Raw genomic sequence first — 17283 nt, 5'->3', positions numbered from 1 at the left:
TGACCCGCCGTGTCAGCCTTCGGGGACCGACCGCTCGATCTCGTCGAGCCACACCCGCGCCGACATGTCCGACGGCGCGCGCCAATCACCGCGCGGGGACAGCGAACCGCCCGCGGAGACCTTGGGGCCGTTGGGCAGAGCCGAGCGTTTGAACTGGCTGAACGAGTAGAACCGCTGCGCGAACACCTGCAGCCAATGCCGAATCTCCTTGAGCGAGTACTCCGGACGCTTGTCCTCGGGGTAGCCGACGGGCCAGTCACCACGATCAGAGTCGCTCCAGGCGTGCCACGCCAAGAACGCCACCTTCGACGGGCGTAACCCGTACCGCAATACCTGGAACAACGAGAAGTCCTGCAGGACATAGGGCCCCACTTTCCCTTCGCTGCTCTGGATCTCCTCGTCCTCGCCGGCGGGCACCAACTCCGGGCTGATCTCGGTGTCGAGCACCGACTGCAGCACCTCGTTGACCCGGTCGTCGAACTGATGCGACGAGATCACCCAGCGGATCAGGTGCTGGATCAACGTCTTCGGCACCCCGCCGTTGACGTTGTAGTGCGACATCTGGTCGCCGACACCGTAGGTCGACCAACCCAGCGCCAGCTCGGAGAGGTCACCGGTACCGAGCACGATACCGCCGCGCTGGTTGGCCAGCCGGAACAGGTAATCGGTGCGCAACCCGGCCTGGACGTTCTCGAACGTCACGTCGTAGACCTTCTCCCCGCGCGAGAACGGGTGGTCCATGTTCGTCAGCATCAGTTCGGCCGTGGAGGTGATGTTGATGGTCTCGAAGCTCACACCCAGCGCCTCGGCGAGCCGCGTCGCGTTGTCCTTGGTCCGCTCGCCGGTCGCGAACCCGGGCAGCGTGAACGCCAGAATGTCGCTGCGCGGCCGGTCCTCCCGGTCCATCGCCCGAGCCGCCACGATCAGCGCATGGGTGGAGTCCAGACCGCCCGAGAGTCCGAGCACGATCTTCGGGAAATCCAGGGCGCGCAACCGCTGTTCGAGGCCGGCCACCTGAATGTTGTAGGCCTCGTAGCAATCCTGCTCGAGGCGAGCCTCGTCCGCGGGGACGAACGGGAACCGCTCGACCTCTCGTCGCAGACCGATGTCGCCGGTGGGCGGATCGAGGGTGAACTCGACGCGGCGAAACGCATCCTCGTCGATCAGGTGATGGCGGCGGTTGTCGTCGAACGTGCCCATTCGGACGCGTTCGTTGCGCAGCAGCTCGACGTCCACGTCGGCCACCGACCGTCGCTCACCCTTGGGGAACCGCTCGGACTGGGCCAGGCACACGCCGTTCTCCCAGATCATCGTCTGTCCGTCCCAGGCCAGATCGGTCGTCGACTCCCCCTCACCCGCGGCGGCGTACACGTAGGCCGCCAGACACCGCGACGACGCCGACCGCGCCATGAGATTGCGGTCCTCGGCGCGCCCGATCGTGATCGGACTGCCCGACAGGTTGGCCAGCACCGTCGCACCCGCCAACGCAGCCTCTGCGCTCGGCGGTACCGGCACCCACATGTCCTCACAGATCTCGACGTGCAGGACGAAGGCGGGCAGATCCGCGGCCGCGAAGAGCAGATCGGGACCGAAGGGCACCTCCACCCCGGCGACGGTGATCTCACCACGCTCGTCGTCGCCGGCGGCGAGCTGCCGCTTCTCGTAGAACTCGCGGTAGTTGGGGATGTAGGACTTGGGCACCACGCCGAGAATCTGACCGCCGTGGACGACCACCGCGGTGTTGTAGACGCGGTTGCGGTGCCGCAGCGGTGCGCCGATCACCAGCACCGGCAGCAGCTCGGCCGAGCCCACCACGATGTCGAGCAGCGCCGCCTCGACCGCTTCGAGCAGCGCGTCCTGCAGTACGACGTCCTCGATCGAGTAGCCGGTCAGCGTGAGCTCGGGGAACACCGCGAGCGCGACGCCGTCGTCATGACATTCGCGGGCCAGCCCGAGCACCGATTCGGCGTTGGCCGCGGGATCCGCCAGCGCGGTGGTGTGGGTGCAGGCGGCGACGCGGACGAACCCGTGCCGGTAGGCCGAGAAAAAATCCATGCCCACATTGTTGCCCGGTTTCGCTTCGGGGTATGCCTGCGCCATGACCAAGACCGCGGTGCTGATCATCGACATGATGAACACCTACGACCATCCCGACGCCGAAAAGCTGGCGCCGAACGTCGAGGCGATCGTCGACCCCCTCGCCAAACTCGTCAGCGACGCCCGCGCCCGCGACGACGTCGACCTCATCTACGTCAACGACAACTACGGCGACTTCTCCGCGGAGTTCAGCGACATCGTGCAGTCGGCGCTCGACGGCGAGCGCCCGGATCTGGTCAAGCCGATCGTCCCGCACGACGGCTGCCGGCTGATGACCAAAGTCCGCCACAGCGCGTTCTACGCCACCCCGCTGGCGTATCTGCTCACGCAGCTGCAGCCCGACCGTGTCGTGTTGACCGGTCAGGTCACCGAACAGTGCATCCTCTACACCGCGCTGGACGCCTACGTCCGGCACTTCCCCGTCGTGATCCCGCGGGACGCGGTCGCGCACATCGACGCCGAACTGGGAGAGGCCGCACTGCGGATGATGGCCGACAACATGAGCGCCGAGCTCATCGCGGCCGCCGACTGTCTGCACTGATCGCCGCGGCGATCAGCGATCGGGCTCCCGGCCCGCGCGGTGCTGACCGATCAACCAGGCGCCAATCGGCTTGGCGCGCTTGGCGGCCGCGGCGTCGCCCTCCGCCGCGGCCACGATGCTGCCCTTCATCAGGACGTTGAAGGCAAGGGTGAACTCGTCGACGTCGCGCAGGCCGGCGAGCCGGGCCCGTTCGGCGACGATGGCCCGAATGTTGGCGAGGTGCTCGATGCAGGCTCGACCGACAGGTCCGTCGGCACCCATCTCCAGCAACACCTTAATGAACGAGCAGGCCTCGAAATCATTGTGCTCGGCGAACCAGTCGTCGAACACGTCGAAGATCGCCAGCAGGCGACCTTCCGGGTCGTCGGCCCGTCGGTGGGACTGCCGGTCCACCATCTCGACGGTCCAGACCTGCTCCCGCTGCGCCAAGAAGGCGATCACCAATTCGTCCTTGGACGGGAAGTGCCGATAGAGGGTGGTCTTGGCGACGCCCGCCCTGTCGACCACCTCGTCGACCCCGACATCGCGGATGCCGCGCCTCGTGAACAGGTCGTAGGCCGTCGCGAGTATCCGGTCGCGGGCCGACGGTGACTCGGGTGGGGGCATGTGTCCGCTCCGGTTTCGGGCCGTTCCCGGGAGGGTATCACCGGCGCTACAGACAGGTCTGTAGCGCCGATCCCGGACCGGCGAGAGAGGAGCCACGATGGGACGGACAGACCGCATCGCGCAACCCTGGGGATCGCGCACCCCATACGGTGCCGGCCAGCCGTGGCCGCAGCGCATCGATCAGTATCTGGCCGACGGCGTCTCGCCCGAGCAGGTCGACAGGTGGGTGCAGTCCGCGGCGGTGTTGCACTCCAACGGTGACGGACTCGACATCGCCGTCAAGGACGGCCGGATCGTCGGCGTCCGCGGCCGCGCGGTCGACCGCGTCAACCACGGCCGTCTCGACCCCAAGGACCTGTTCGGATGGCAGGCCAACGCGTCGGCCGACCGGCTCACCACTCCCCTGATCCGGCGCGCAGGCACCCTGGTCGAGACCGACTGGGACACGGCGATGAACGCCATCGTGACCCACAGCAAGCAGTTGCTGGCCGAACGCGGCGCCGGATCGATCGGCTTCTACACCTCGGGCCAGTTGTTCATCGAGGAGTATTACACGCAGGGTGTGATCGCCCACGGCGCCATCGGCACCAACCACGTGGACGGCAACACCCGCCTGTGCACGGCCACGGCGGCCGAGGCGCTCAAAGAATCGTTCGGCTGCGACGGCCAGCCGGGCTCCTACACCGACGTCGACCATGCCGACGTCATCGCGCTCTACGGCCACAACGTCGCCGAAACCCAGACGGTGCTGTGGATGCGGATGCTCGACCGGCTCGCCGGACCGAACCCGCCGGCCATCATCTGCGTCGACCCCCGCCCGACGCCGGTGGCCCGCCACGCCACCGTGCACCTCGCCCCACTGCCGGGCACCAATGTCGCGTTGATGAACGGGCTGCTGCACGAGATCCTCGCTCATGACTGGGTTGACCACGACTACATCGACGCGCATACGGTGGGTTTCGACGAGCTCGCCAAGAGGGTGGCGGAATTCCCGCCCGAGCGCGTCGCCGAGATCTGCCGCATCGACGCCGACGAGCTCAGGCGCGCCGCACGGATCATCGGCAACGCCGAACGACTGCTGTCGACTGTGCTGCAGGGCTTCTACCAGTCCCACCAAGCCACCGCCGCTTCAGTGCAGGTCAACAACATCCACCTCGTGCGCGGGATGCTCGGCAAACCGGGCTGCGGGCTGCTGCAGATGAACGGCCAGCCCACCGCCGAGAACACCCGCGAATGCGGCGCGGACGGTGACCTGGCGGGATTCCGCAACTGGGCGAACGACTCTCACATCGAGCAATTGGCCGGTATCTGGAACATCGACATGATGCAGATTCCGCACTATGCCCCGCCCACCCACGCCATGCAGATGTTCCGCTACGCGGAGGAGGGCACCCTGCGCATGCTGTGGGTCAGCGCCACCAATCCCGCGGTGTCGCTGCCCGAACTGTCGCGAATCCGCAGCATCCTGTCGCAGGAGCGGCTTTTCCTGGTGGTGCAGGATCTCTTCCTCACCGAGACCGCACAACTGGCCGACGTGGTGCTCCCCGCCGCGGCGTGGGGTGAGAAGACCGGGACGTTCACCAACGTCGATCGCACGGTCCACCTCTCGGAGAAGGCGATCGATCCGCCTGGGCACGCGCGCTCGGATCTCGACATCTTCCTCGACTACGCCCGCCGCATGGACTTCCGCGACAAGGACGGCAACCCCCTACCGGCCTGGACAACCCCCGAGGAAGCGTTCGAGGCGTGGAAGACCTGCAGCGCCGGACGACCCTGCGACTACACCGGCCTGACCTACGAGAAGTTGCGCGGAGGCAGCGGCGTGCAATGGCCATGCACCGCAGAACATCCCGATGGCACCGAACGGCTCTACGCCGACGGGCAGTTCTTCGCCGACCCCGACTACTGCGAGGCCTACGGGAAGGATCTGATCACCGGCGCCCCGCTCGAACCGACCGAGTACCGCGCGATGAACCCGTTCGGCCGAGCGATCATCAAGGCAGCCGAATACGTGCGCCCGCACGAACGTCCGTCGGCGGAGTTCCCCTACGTGCTGATCACCGGGCGCACCGTCTACCACTTCCACACCCGCACCAAGACCGCCCGGGCACCGCAGCTCGACGCCGCCGCACCGCAGGTCTGGGTCGAGGTTTCCGTCGACGACGCCCGAAACGCCGGCATCGCCGAGGGCGACCTGCTCGAGATCCGCACGCCGCGCGGATGCGTGACGGCCGCCGCGCGCATCACCGGCATCCGCCCGGGCGTGGTGTTCCTGCCGTTCCACTACGGGTACTGGGACACCGATGGCCACGGGGACACCGATCCATCGGGACACCACCGGGCAGCCAACGAACTGACGCTCACCGACTGGGATCCGGTGTCGAAACAACCGATCTTCAAGACCGCTGCCGCCTCGGTTCGGCGCGTCGGCGCGGGACATTGCCCGGCGCCCGCGCCGACGACCGCCGCATCGGCTCCCGTGAGCGACGGCGTCGCCGATACCGTCGGCGGTCCGGCCGCCGCGGTCGACGAGCACCCGGTCGCGGAGGCGGGACGATGAGCAAGCTCGGCCTCGCCATACGCGAACTGCACCGCAGCGAACGCCGCCTCGCCCACGAGCTGCGCGCCATCGCCGCCCGCCACCACAGCGATCAGGACATCTGCCACCTCGCCCGCGACCTGGCCGGCTGGTGCGACGAGCACGTCGAGGCGTTGGCCCGGCACGGCCGGCGCCACGGCGTGCGTCTCTCGACCCGTCCCCGCCGCATGGCCGTCAGCCGCGTCGTACAGGAGAAGCTCAGCGATGCGCTGCGGCGCCGGCCAGAACCCGCGCTGGTGCTGCTGGCCGATCTGCGCCGGGTGCACCGCGTGGCCGCCGGGGCGTCATTGGACTGGGAACTGCTCGGCCAGGGGGCACAGGCCGCCAAGGACAGCGACCTCCTCGCGGTGACCGAGCGTTGCCACCCGCAGACGCTGCGCCAGATGCGCTGGGCCAACGCGATGTTGAAGGAGCTCTCACCGCACGCACTGACGTCCTGAAGCCGGGTACTGCCCGCATGATGCAAAGGAGAAGTGATGTCCCACACCAGTGCCCACCTGGTGATCGGCTCGATCCTGCTGACCGCCGCGACGGTCGGCTGCAGTCCCGATGCGGACCCCGAATCGACGAATCGAGGCACGACGTCGACGACCAGCCTCACCACCGTCGAAAACGCCTTCATCGTCCCCAGGTTCCTGCCGGACAGCTGCGCCCTGCAGATCGGTGACTCCGCCGCACTGCGCTTCACCGTCACCAACAATCGGCCCGTCGACGTCGAACGGCTCACCTCGGTGAGTGCCGACCGCGCCGAGGTCACCCTGCCGGAGGGCGCCGCCGTCGACATCCCTGCCGGCGGGGTACTCGCGTTCGGTCAGCCGCAGCCCACCGCCGCCCTGCCGCCCGCCACCGTTGACGGCCTCGACGCCGACGTCACACCGGGGATGTCGGTTCCGATGACCTTCACCTTCGCCGAGTTCGGACCGCTCGAAATCGATGTGCCCGTCGAGGCGTGTCCGACCCAGCAGCGCTGACACCGCAAGAGTTCACCGATGCGTGGCGCGACCACGTCCCTGTCGTGACCGCATAGGGTGGGACGGTGCTTGACTTCGGACTGCTCGGTCCGCTGCAGCTGGTCATCGACGGCGTCGACACGCCGCTCGGGACGCCCAAGCAGCGGGCGGTGCTGGCGATGCTGCTGATCAACCGCAACCGCGCGGTGAGCGTCGACTCGCTGACCGACGCGCTGTGGGCGGACTCCCCACCCGCGGGAGCGCGCGCCAGCCTGCACTCGTACGTGTCGAACCTGCGCAAGCTGCTCGCCGTGCCCGACGCCCGCTCCTCGCTGGCCAGTGCGCCACCCGGCTACCGCCTGACGGTGCCCGAAGGGCACTGCGATCTCGACCGGTTCGTCGCGGCACGATCGAACGCCGCCCAGGCCGCGGCGGCCAACCGGTTCGAGGCCGCCGCCCGTGAACTCACTGAGGCGCTGGCGTTGTGGCGTGGCCCCGTACTCGACGACCTGCGCAGCTTCACCTTCGCCGAGGCCTTCGCCACCGCGCTGGCCGAGGACCGCCTGTCCGCCGTCACCGCCAGAGCCGAGGCCGAACTGGTCTGCGGACGCGCCGCCACGCTGATCGGCGAACTGGAGATGCTGACCGCCGAGCACCCCTACCGCGAACCGCTGTGGACGCAGCTGATCAGCGCGTACTACGTCTGCGAACGCCAGTCCGACGCGCTGGACGCGTATCAGCGGCTGCGCACCACGCTGGCCGACGACCTCGGCGTCGATCCCGGCCCGTCCCTGCGCGCGCTGTACGAGAAGATCCTGCGCCAGGAGCCGCTCGACATCCGCCGCGCCGCACACACCGCCGCCGTCGGCACCGTCACCGTGCTCGAACAGCGGACCGCGGTGAGCACCGCCGCCGCCGCGGGGGTGCTCATCGGGCCCGACGGAAATCGGCATCCGTTGCGGGCGATCGCCACCCGGATCGGTCGGCTACCGGACAACGACGTCGTCGTCGACGACGCCATGGTCAGCCGCCACCACGCCGCCGTCATCGGTACCGGGGCCGGTTACGTGCTCAGCGATCTGAGGTCCTCCAACGGCGTCGAGCTCGGCGGCAGCCGCGTCCACGGCAGCACCCCGCTCAACGACGGCGACGAGTTCACGATCTGCGGGCACCGATTCACCTTCGTCGTCGAGGATGCCGGCGGGTAGTACCGTTTGCTCCTGTGACCAGCGGCCCGCACTCCTCGCGCGCGGGTTCGATGTTCGGCCCCTACCGGCTGACCCGGCTGCTCGGCCGCGGCGGTATGGGTGAGGTCTACGAGGCCGAGGACACCGTCAAGGGCCGCACGGTCGCACTCAAGCTGCTGCCCGACGCGCTGTCGCACGATCCGGTCTTCCGGGAACGGTTGCAGCGCGAGGCGAGGGCCGCGGGCCGGCTGCAGGAACCGCACGTCGTCCCCATCCACAACTACGGCGAAATCGACGGGCACCTGTTCGTCGACATGCGGCTGATCGACGGAATCGATCTGCGCACCGCGCTGGCCCGCAGTGGGCCGATGGCGCCGCCGCGCGCGGTATCGGTCGTGCGTCAGATCGCGGGCGCCCTCGACGCTGCGCACGCCGCGGGTGTCCTGCACCGCGACGTCAAACCGGAGAACATCCTCCTCACCGCCGATGACTTCGCTTATCTGGTGGACTTCGGGATCGCCAGTGCCGCAAGCGAAAACTCCCTCACCGACCAGGGCACCACGATCGGCACGTTCGCCTACATGGCGCCCGAACGATTCAGCGGCGGTCCGGTCACCCACCGCGCCGACGTCTATGCGCTCGCCTGTGTGCTGCACCAGTGCCTGACCGGCGCACAGCCCTACCCCGCCGACAGCGTCAGCACCCTGATCACCGCCCATCTGATGGATCCGCCACCCGCGCCGAGTCGGTTACGGCCCGACATTCCAGCCGAATTCGACGCGGTGGTGGCGCGCGGAATGGCCAAGAACGCCGACGACCGGTACGCCAGCGCCGGCGAATTCGCCCGCGCCGCCGAGGCCGCACTCGGCGACCGTGCCACGACCTCCGCGCAAGCCGACACGATGCCCGCGGCCGTCCTGCGCGGCGCCGCACCCGCGGGGCGACGGTCCGGACGCAGCCTCGCCGTCATCGGTGCGGTGGCGGCGGTGGCGCTCGTCGCCGTGGCGGGTGCCGCGGTGTGGCTGGCCGGCCGCGGCGACCACGCGACGGGAATGTCGGCGACACAGACCATCACCCGCACCGTCGTCAAACCGTCCGCCGCCCTGCCCGGCGCCGACACAGATCTCCCACCCACTGAACGTGACCTGCTCGAGGTCGTGATCCATCCCGACACCTGCGTGCCGGACAAGGACCGGATCGGCAACGCCGTGGCCGCGGTGACCTGCGGACCGACCTCGCCGTCGAGCGGTCAGCAGACCGCCTACTTCGCGCTGTTCGCCAACGCCGACGACCTCGACCGGGCGTTCGACGAGGTCATCGCCTACGACGACCTCACCCCCTGCCCCAACTCCGACGACTCGCCGACCAACTGGGACTACGAGGACTCCGCCGACGAGGTCGCCGGCTCACTGGCCTGCGGCACCTACGAAGGGTTCGCGGACATCGTCTGGACCCGGGATTCCGACCTCCTGCTCGGCACCGCCAGGGGCCGGCATCTGGACCGCCTCTATGACTGGTGGATCGACAACGCGTGACGACGGGACCTGCCGCCGCGAATCCGTACCCTGGACGGGGTGGAATCCCCCGAACTGGTCGGCCTGCTCGCCGGTCGCCGTGTCGCGGTGCTCACCGGCGCCGGTATGTCCACCGATTCGGGCATCCCGGACTACCGCGGCCCCGATTCGCCGCCCAGCAATCCGATGACGATCCGGCAGTTCACGTCGGACCCCGCGTTCCGGCAACGCTATTGGGCGCGTAACCACATCGGCTGGCGGCACATGGCCGCGACGCTGCCCAACGCGGGCCACCGCGCGCTGGCCGCAATCGAACGGCTCGGGGTGCTCACCGGATTGATCACCCAGAACGTGGACCTGCTGCACACCAAGGCCGGCAGTCGCCGCGTCATCGACCTGCACGGCACCTACGCCCAGGTGATCTGTCTGGACTGCGGACACACCATGAGCCGGGCCGCGCTCGCCGAGGACCTCGAGGCCGCCAATCCTGGGTTCTTGGAGCGGGCCGAATCGGTCGGTGGCATCGCGGTCGCCCCAGACGCCGACGCGGTCGTCGACGACACCGACGAGTTCCGGATCGTGGACTGCCCGGTGTGTGACGGCATGCTCAAACCCGACATCGTGTACTTCGGCGAGAGCGTGCCCAAGGAACGGGTCGAGCGCGCCTACGCCGTCGTGGACGCCGCGGACGCCCTGCTGGTGGCGGGCTCGTCGTTGACCGTGTTCTCCGGGTATCGCTTCGTCCGGCACGCCGCAGCGCACCGCATACCGGTCGCGATCGTCAACCGCGGCCCGACCCGCGGCGACGACCTCGCGACCGTGAAGATCGACAACGGCTGCTCGCCGATCCTCGCGCTGCTCGCCGACGAACTGCCCGGCTGGGCGACTTCCGCTTAGATGGGCGACGTGACCGAACTCTCCATCGGCGTAGGCGATACGCTCGCCCGCCTGGTCCCCGGACCCGAAGTGCTCGACGAGGCGCTGCGCCTGCTCAACCGCTTCGGCGGTGTCACGATCAGCGACGAGGCCGTCGAATACGACGGCGACTCGGTCGACTGGGAGGACGTCAAGGAGATCCGCACCCACGCGCTACTCGGCTATTTGTTCTCCGGAGCCCTCGAGCAGCAGGTTGGCCGACTTCCGTTGCCCTGGTTCCCCTTCCGCGGTCTGCTGGTCGAGACGGCGGCGCAGGTGGCGCTGACCACGCTGGTCGCCGCCACGGGGCCGGTGCTGGGCGGGACGCGGAACGTCAGAATTCCCAGCGACGTCCGCTACCGCGGGTTGCTCCGGGACCGTGAGCTGTCGCCCGGCGTGCTGGCGGCGCTGCTGCTGGCCTTACCGAGCGTCCAGCAGGAGGTGGTGTCCGCTGCCGAGCGCCACGGCGTCGCGGTGCGCCGTGCCGACCACGACGCGCTCGACGACGCCGAGCATCGGGCCCGCCAGGTCAGATCTCTTGTCGCCAAGGGGTTTCGGATGATCGCGGACCGGAACCGCTAGACCGCCACCAGATCGTCGGCGTGCACGGCCGGTCTGCGCATCTCGGCGGGCAGGTCCGAGGTGGACCGCCCCAGCATGGTGACCAGTTCGGTCGCGTCGTAGGCCACCACGCCGCGGGCCACCATCGTCGCGTCCGCGCTGCGCAGTTCAACCACGTCGCCGCCGTAGAACCGGCCCGTCACACCGGTGATCCCCGCCGGGAGCAGCGAACGCCGCTGTCCGACAACGGCTCTCACCGCACCGTCGTCGAGGGTCAGCGCGCCGGCCGATTCGGCGGCGTAGCGCACCCAGAACCGCCGCGCTGACATCCGTTCGGCGCGGGGCGCGAACACGGTGCCCACCGACGCCTCGGACAGTGCGGTCGCGGCGTCGGAAGCGGCAGCGAGCAGCACCGGCACCCCGGCGTCGGCGGCCAGCAGCGCCGAGGACAACTTCGACGCCATACCCCCGGTGCCGAGGCTGCTGCCCTGGCCGGCCACCACCCCGTCCAGGTCACCGGGTCCGGCGACCTCGGGGATGAACCGGGCGTCGGCCTTGCGGGGGTCCGCGTCGTAGAGGCCGTCGATGTCCGACAGCAGGATCAGCGCGTCCGCTCCGATGAGATGGGCCACCAGCGCAGAGAGCCGGTCGTTGTCGCCGAAGCGGATCTCGTGGGTGGCGACGGTGTCGTTCTCGTTGACGATCGCCACCGCACGCAGTCCCCGCAATCGATCCAGGGTGCGCTGAGCGTTGTTGTGCTGCACCCGCATCGAGATGTCGTGCGCGGTGAGCAGCACCTGGCCGACGGTGCGCTCGTACACGCCGAAGGCGGCGCTCCAGGAGTTGATCAGCGCCACCTGACCGACGCTGGCGGCTGCCTGTTTGGTCGCCAGATCGGTGGGGCGCTTGGTCAGCCCGAGGGGTTCGATCCCGGCGGCGATCGCACCGGAGGACACGATGACGACGTCGGAACCCGCGCGCATGCGCGTCTCGATCGCTTCGACCAGCGTGGCCAGCCGGTTGGCGTCGAACATGCCGGCCGGGGTGGTCAACGCGGTCGTGCCGATCTTGACGACGACGCTGCGGGCGGTGCGGATGGCGTGGCGGTGCTCACTCACCGTCGGGGGTCTCCCTGCGCGCCTTCCGGGCCGCCTTGCGCTCATCGGCGCCCACGCGGTCGGTCTGCTCGAGGCGGACGTCGGTGCCGCGGCCGGACAGATGCATGTCGATTCCGGCCGGGGTCTGCGGTTCCCAGTCGAACGTCATCTCACCGATGGTGACTGCGCACCCGGGCCGCGCCCCCAGGCGCAGCAGTTCGTCCTCGACGCCGAGGCGGGCCAGGCGGTCGCCGAGATAGCCGACGGCCTCGTCGTTGTCGAAGTCCGTCTGGTTGACCCAGCGCTCGGGCCGGGTTCCGCGCACCGCGAACCCGCCCTGGCCGTCGGGTTCGACCGTGAAGCCGGACTCGTCGACGGCGACGGGCCGGATGACCGCGCGGCGCGGCACCACCGCGGGCTGGGCCGCGCGATAGGCGTCGACCAGCTCCCACAACGCGAACGTCAACGGGCGCAAGCCTTCCCGGCTGGCGGTCGACACCAGGAAGACCGGCCAGCCGAACCGCTCGACGACGTCGTCGCGGACGAACTCGGCGAGTTCGCGGGCGTCGGGAACGTCGATCTTGTTGAGCACCACGGCCCGCGGACGGTCGGCCAGGTCGCCGAGCGTCTGATCGCCCTGCAGCGTGGGGCGGTAGGCGGCGAGTTCGGCCTCGAGGGCTTCGATGTCGGAGACGGGGTCGCGCCCGGGTTCGAGTGTGGCGCAGTCGATGACGTGGACGAGCACCGCGCAGCGCTCGATGTGGCGCAGGAACTCCAGGCCCAGACCGCGGCCCTCGGAGGCGCCCGGGATCAACCCCGGCACGTCGGCGACGGTGAACGTGTTGTCGCCGGCGGAGACCACGCCCAGATTGGGCACCAGCGTGGTGAACGGATAGTCGGCGATCTTCGGTTTCGCTGCCGAGATGGTGGACACCAGCGACGACTTTCCGGCCGACGGGAACCCGATCAGCCCGACGTCGGCGACAGTCTTGAGCTCGAGGGTGAGGTCGCGGGTCTCGCCCTGCTCGCCGAGCAGTGCGAAGCCGGGCGCCTTCCGGGCCCGGGAGGCCAGGGCTGCGTTGCCGAGCCCGCCGCGCCCGCCGGCAGCGGCTTCGAAACGGGTGCCCGCACCGACCAGATCGGCCAGTACCCGGCCCTGCTCGTCGAGGACGACGGTGCCGTCGGGCACCCGAACCTCGAGGTCGGTACCGGCCGCGCCGTCGCGGTTGCTGCCCGCCCCCTGCTTACCGGAGGGGGCCACCACGTGCGGATGGAAGTGGAAGTCCAGCAGGGTGTGAACCTGGGGGTCCACGACGAGCACGATGCTGCCGCCGCGACCGCCGTTGCCACCGTCGGGACCGCCGAGTGGTTTGAACTTCTCCCGGTGCACCGAAGCGCAGCCGTTACCGCCGTTGCCGGCCCGCGCATGGATGACCACACGGTCGACGAAACGCGGCATGGGACTTACCTCTCAACGAATGTGAAGCTGCTGCGAGATTCCCGCGGGAAATTCGCAACAGCTTCACATTGGCGTAAGTCCCGGGTGGTGTCAGTCCCGCGCGACGGGGACGATGCTGACGTGCTTGCGGCCGCGCCGGGTGCCGAACTCGACTGCGCCGGGCGCCGTCGCGAACAGGGTGTCGTCGCCGCCGCGGCCGACGTTCACGCCCGGGTGGAAGTGGGTTCCGCGCTGACGCACGATGATCTCGCCGGCCTTGACGACCTGGCCGCCGAACCGCTTGACGCCGAGCCGCTGGGCATTGGAGTCGCGACCGTTGCGCGAGCTGGAAGCGCCCTTTTTGTGTGCCATGTGTTCGCCTCCTGCTACTTGATGCCGGTGACCTTCAGGACCGTCAGCTGCTGACGGTGACCCTGACGCTTGTGGTAGCCGGTCTTGTTCTTGAACTTGTGGATACGGATCTTGGGGCCCTTGGTGTGCTCGAGCACCTCGCCGGTGACGGCGACCTTCGCCAGGTCGTCGGCCTTCGTGGTGACGTCGGCGCCGTCGACGACGAGTGCGACCGGCAGCGACACCGATCCGCCCGGCTCGGCGTCGAGCTTCTCGACCTTGACCACGTCACCGACGGCGACCTTGTACTGCTTGCCGCCGGTCTTGACGATTGCGTAGCTCGCCATCGTGTCCTTCTTCTTCGTCTCGTCTTCAGGCGCGCGGCATGAGAAGCTGCGCGTGTCTGGGGGTCCGTCTGCCGCCGGCAAGGCCTGGCGACAACCGCTCAAGGGTACGTGAGCAGCGGGATCAGGGTCAAACCGGTCACTCCGCTCCCGGCGGGCCGGCAGGGCGGGCCGCCGCACGTCGACGGGGCCGCCGGGCCGGAGGTGCGATCACCTGCGGTTCGACATCCTCGTCGTCCTCGTCCTCATCTGAGTCGTCATCTGAGTCCGAGTCATCGTCGGTGTCATCGTCGGTGTCATCGTCGGTGTCCGCATCGATGTCCTCGATGTCGTCGTCGTCCTCGTCCTCGTCGGAGTCCAGGTCGATCTCGTCATCGATGTCATCGTCTTCATCGTCTTCATCCTCCGAGTCCTCGTCAGAGTCGTCCTCGTCAGAATCGTCGAGTTCTTCGCCGACCACGTCGTGCACCTTGTCGGCGTCGTCCACCGAGGTCGTCTCGTCGTCCCCCGAGATGTCCTCGGAGATGTCGTCTTCGTCGTCGGTGTCGTCGTCCTCGTCCCGACCGTTGGCCGCGGCCATCGCCTTGAACATCGGGTGCTCACCGGCAGGATGCGGGGGCACCTTGATCACCGGGACGTCGGCGGGTGTCTCCTCAGGCTTGGCGCCCTTCTTACCGCGCCTGTTGCGGCGGCTGCCGCCGCCACCGCCGTTGCCCGAATCCGACTTGCGTCCGTTGGCGGCGGCGTTGTCGACCGGGTCCCCGTGCAGCACGATGCCGCGGCCCGCGCAGTGCTGGCACTGCGTCGAGAACGCCTCGATCAGACCGGTGCCCAGCCGCTTGCGGGTCAACTGCACCAGTCCCAGCGACGTCACCTCCGAGACCTGGTGCCGGGTCCGGTCCCGGGCCAGCGCCTCGGTCAGCCGGCGCAGCACCAGATCGCGATTGGATTCGAGCACCATGTCGATGAAGTCGATGACCACGATGCCGCCGATGTCGCGCAGCCGGAGCTGACGCACGATCTCCTCGGCGGCCTCGAGGTTGTTGCGGGTGACGGTCTGCTCGAGGTTGCCCCCGGAACCGGTGAACTTGCCGGTGTTGACGTCCACGACGGTCATCGCCTCGGTCCGGTCGATGACCAACGTGCCGCCCGACGGCAACCAGACCTTCCGGTCCATCGCTTTGGCGAGCTGCTCGTCGATACGGTGCACCGCGAAGACATCCGGCCCGTCGACACCTTCGGCGTTACCGCCCGGCGCGTACTTCGTCAGCCGCGGAAGCAGATCCGGGGCCACCGACTCGACGTAGGAGTTGATCGTGTCCCAGGCCTCGTCGCCGGAGACGATGAGTCCCGAGAAGTCTTCGTTGAACAGGTCACGGATCACCTTGACCAGCACGTCGGGCTCTTCGTACAGCGCGACGGCCGCGCCGGCCTTCTTGGCGGTGACATCGGCGGCCTTGGCCTCGATCTGCGTCCAGCGCTCCTGCAACCGGTTCACGTCCGAACGGATGTCCTCCGCCTTCACCCCTTCCGAGGCGGTGCGGATGATGACGCCTGCCTCGGCGGGCACGACCTCGCGCAGGATCTCCTTGAGCCGCTGACGTTCGGTGTCGGGCAGTTTGCGGCTGATACCGGTCGACGATGCGCCGGGCACGTACACCAAGTATCGGCCTGCCAGTGAGACCTGCGTGGTCAGGCGGGCGCCCTTGTGGCCGACGGGGTCCTTGCTGACCTGCACCACGACGTAGTCGCCGGGTTTGAGGGCCTGCTCGATCTTGCGGTTCTGGCCGCCGAGGCCCGCGGCCTCCCAGTTGACCTCACCGGCGTAGAGCACACCGTTGCGGCCGCGGCCGATATCGACGAATGCCGCCTCCATCGACGGCAGCACGTTCTGCACGATGCCCAGGTAGATGTTGCCGACCAGGGACGCCGACGCCGCCGACGTCACGAAGTGCTCGACGACGACCCCGTCCTCGAGCACCGCGATCTGGGTGTAGCGGGCGCCCTCGTGGGGCGGTTCGGTGCGGATCTTGTCGCGCACCACCATGACCCGTTCAACGGCCTCACGGCGCGCCAGGAACTCCGCCTCCGACAGGATCGGCGGCCGCCGGCGCCCGGCGTCCCGGCCGTCGCGGCGGCGCTGACGTTTGGCCTCGAGGCGCGTGGAGCCGCTGATGCCCTGGATTTCGCCGTCGCCGCCGTCGGAGGACTTGCCGCCCTTCTCCCGCGGTGGCCGCTCGTGGACGACGGTGTTCGGTGGGTCGTCGGGTGACGTGCTGTCGGAGTCGTCCGAGCTGCCGGACTTGCGCCGCCTGCGGCGGCGCCGCCTGCGGGTCGCGCCGTCGCCACCGGAGGTGTCGTCGTCACCGTTGTCATCGTCGGCGTCGTCATCGTCGGACGACTGATCCGAATCGGCACCGGAGTCGGCCTGGGCGTCGTCGCCCGCGCCGTTCCCGGAACCATTCTCGGCGCCGCTGCCGCCGTTGTCGCCGTCGCCGTCCTCGTTCTGCTCACCGCGGCCCCGGCCGCGGCCGCGACGACCACGGCGCCTGCGCCGGGCGGCGGGGCGTTCTGCCTGGTCGTCGTCGTCATCGGAGTCCGAGTCGGAATCCGCCGAGGCGTCGTCGTCCTCGTCGTCGTCGTCGGCGACCTCGGGTTCGCGTCGCACCGGCTGGGGCGCCACGAACAGCGGGAGGTAGTCCGCCGGTTCAGCGGGCGGGGTCTCCAGCATCAGCCGCGATTCGGGTTCCTCGGCCGGCGCCGGAGGGTCGACGGCCTCGGGTTCGGCCGCCTCGACGGGGGCGACGACCTCGGCCTGCTCGGACGTGGTGGTATCGCTGTTGTCGAGCGCGTTGGCCAGCACCTCGCGGACCTTGTCGGCCTCGGTCTGGTCGATCGTCGAATGCGCGCTGCGGGTGCGGCCGTCGAACTCGGCCAGCGCGTCGAGGACCCGCCTGCTGGTGGTGCCGAGCACCCGGGCCAGCGAATGGACCCTCAGTCGCTCCGGCCGCTTCTCCCGGGCCTGGGGCTGCTCTGTCGAATCCTGGGCTTGAGTGTGTTCACTGTCGGCCACGTATTCTCCT

Annotated in this window: 15 protein-coding genes; 8 read left to right on the top strand and 7 right to left on the bottom strand. The window is 69.1% G+C overall.

Annotated elements, in window-relative coordinates; translation table 11 throughout:
* Positions 1-12 precede the first annotated feature (12 nt).
* Complete coding sequence (locus tag A5757_RS21345) at positions 13-2055, bottom strand: NAD(+) synthase (RefSeq protein ID WP_066838778.1); 2043 nt, start codon at positions 2053-2055, stop codon at positions 13-15.
* A gap of 43 nt (positions 2056-2098) precedes the next feature.
* Between A5757_RS21345 and A5757_RS21340 the strand changes: the two genes are divergently transcribed.
* A complete protein-coding gene (locus A5757_RS21340; RefSeq protein WP_066838390.1) occupies positions 2099-2638 on the top strand; it encodes a cysteine hydrolase family protein in 540 nt (179 codons plus the stop codon).
* A gap of 12 nt (positions 2639-2650) precedes the next feature.
* Here the strand turns inward: A5757_RS21340 and A5757_RS21335 are convergent, their stop codons facing one another.
* Entirely contained in the window at positions 2651-3244 is a 594-nt protein-coding gene (locus A5757_RS21335; RefSeq protein ID WP_066838388.1) for a TetR/AcrR family transcriptional regulator, read from the bottom strand.
* Positions 3245-3341: 97 nt separating this feature from the next.
* On the opposite strand from A5757_RS21335, the gene A5757_RS21330 reads away from it, so the two are divergent.
* From A5757_RS21330 to A5757_RS21300, 7 genes are all read left to right on the top strand, one after another.
* On the top strand, positions 3342-5804 hold the full coding sequence (locus A5757_RS21330) for a molybdopterin oxidoreductase family protein (RefSeq protein WP_066838384.1): 2463 nt from the start codon (positions 3342-3344) through the stop codon (positions 5802-5804).
* Positions 5801-6283 (top strand): hypothetical protein, encoded by a 483-nt coding sequence (locus tag A5757_RS21325; RefSeq protein ID WP_066838381.1) that lies wholly within the window; start codon positions 5801-5803, stop codon positions 6281-6283. Before A5757_RS21330 ends, A5757_RS21325 begins: the two co-directional genes overlap by 4 nt.
* Positions 6284-6319: 36 nt before the next feature.
* On the top strand, positions 6320-6814 hold the full coding sequence (locus tag A5757_RS21320; RefSeq protein WP_066838374.1) for a hypothetical protein: 495 nt from the start codon (positions 6320-6322) through the stop codon (positions 6812-6814).
* Between the two features lie 65 nt (positions 6815-6879).
* Positions 6880-8001: a BTAD domain-containing putative transcriptional regulator gene (locus tag A5757_RS21315; protein ID WP_066838371.1), complete on the top strand. Its 1122-nt coding sequence runs from the start codon at positions 6880-6882 to the stop codon at positions 7999-8001.
* Positions 8002-8051: 50 nt separating this feature from the next.
* Positions 8052-9515 (top strand): serine/threonine-protein kinase, encoded by a 1464-nt coding sequence (locus A5757_RS21310; RefSeq protein WP_197497414.1) that lies wholly within the window; start codon positions 8052-8054, stop codon positions 9513-9515.
* A 39-nt stretch (positions 9516-9554) separates the two neighbouring features.
* Positions 9555-10391, top strand: coding sequence for an NAD-dependent protein deacetylase (locus tag A5757_RS21305; protein ID WP_066838365.1), 837 nt, complete (start codon positions 9555-9557; stop codon positions 10389-10391).
* 9 nt (positions 10392-10400) lie between these two features.
* Entirely contained in the window at positions 10401-10991 is a 591-nt protein-coding gene (locus A5757_RS21300) for a hypothetical protein (RefSeq protein ID WP_156618614.1), read from the top strand.
* Here the strand turns inward: A5757_RS21300 and proB are convergent.
* From proB to A5757_RS21275, 5 genes are all read right to left on the bottom strand, one after another.
* A complete protein-coding gene (proB, locus tag A5757_RS21295) occupies positions 10988-12133 on the bottom strand; it encodes a glutamate 5-kinase (protein ID WP_066838359.1) in 1146 nt (381 codons plus the stop codon). The two genes, A5757_RS21300 and proB, sit on opposite strands and share 4 nt — an antisense overlap.
* Positions 12081-13526, bottom strand: coding sequence for a GTPase ObgE (obgE, locus tag A5757_RS21290; protein ID WP_066838357.1), 1446 nt, complete (start codon positions 13524-13526; stop codon positions 12081-12083). Before obgE ends, proB begins: the two co-directional genes overlap by 53 nt.
* A 90-nt stretch (positions 13527-13616) precedes the next feature.
* Positions 13617-13877 carry a 50S ribosomal protein L27 gene (gene rpmA, locus A5757_RS21285; protein ID WP_066838355.1) on the bottom strand — a complete coding sequence of 87 codons (261 nt, stop codon included), beginning with the start codon at positions 13875-13877 and terminating at the stop codon, positions 13617-13619.
* Positions 13878-13891: 14 nt separating this feature from the next.
* On the bottom strand, positions 13892-14203 hold the full coding sequence (gene rplU, locus A5757_RS21280; protein WP_066838350.1) for a 50S ribosomal protein L21: 312 nt from the start codon (positions 14201-14203) through the stop codon (positions 13892-13894).
* A gap of 136 nt (positions 14204-14339) precedes the next feature.
* Positions 14340-17273 carry an Rne/Rng family ribonuclease gene (locus A5757_RS21275; RefSeq protein ID WP_066838348.1) on the bottom strand — a complete coding sequence of 978 codons (2934 nt, stop codon included), beginning with the start codon at positions 17271-17273 and terminating at the stop codon, positions 14340-14342.
* Positions 17274-17283: the final 10 nt, after the last annotated feature.

The organism is Mycobacterium sp. 852013-51886_SCH5428379 (genome assembly GCF_001665575.1).
Lineage (GTDB): Bacteria > Actinomycetota > Actinomycetes > Mycobacteriales > Mycobacteriaceae > Mycobacterium.
The sequence above is the reverse complement of the archived record's forward strand: the minus strand, read 5'-3'. Positions and strand labels throughout refer to the sequence as shown.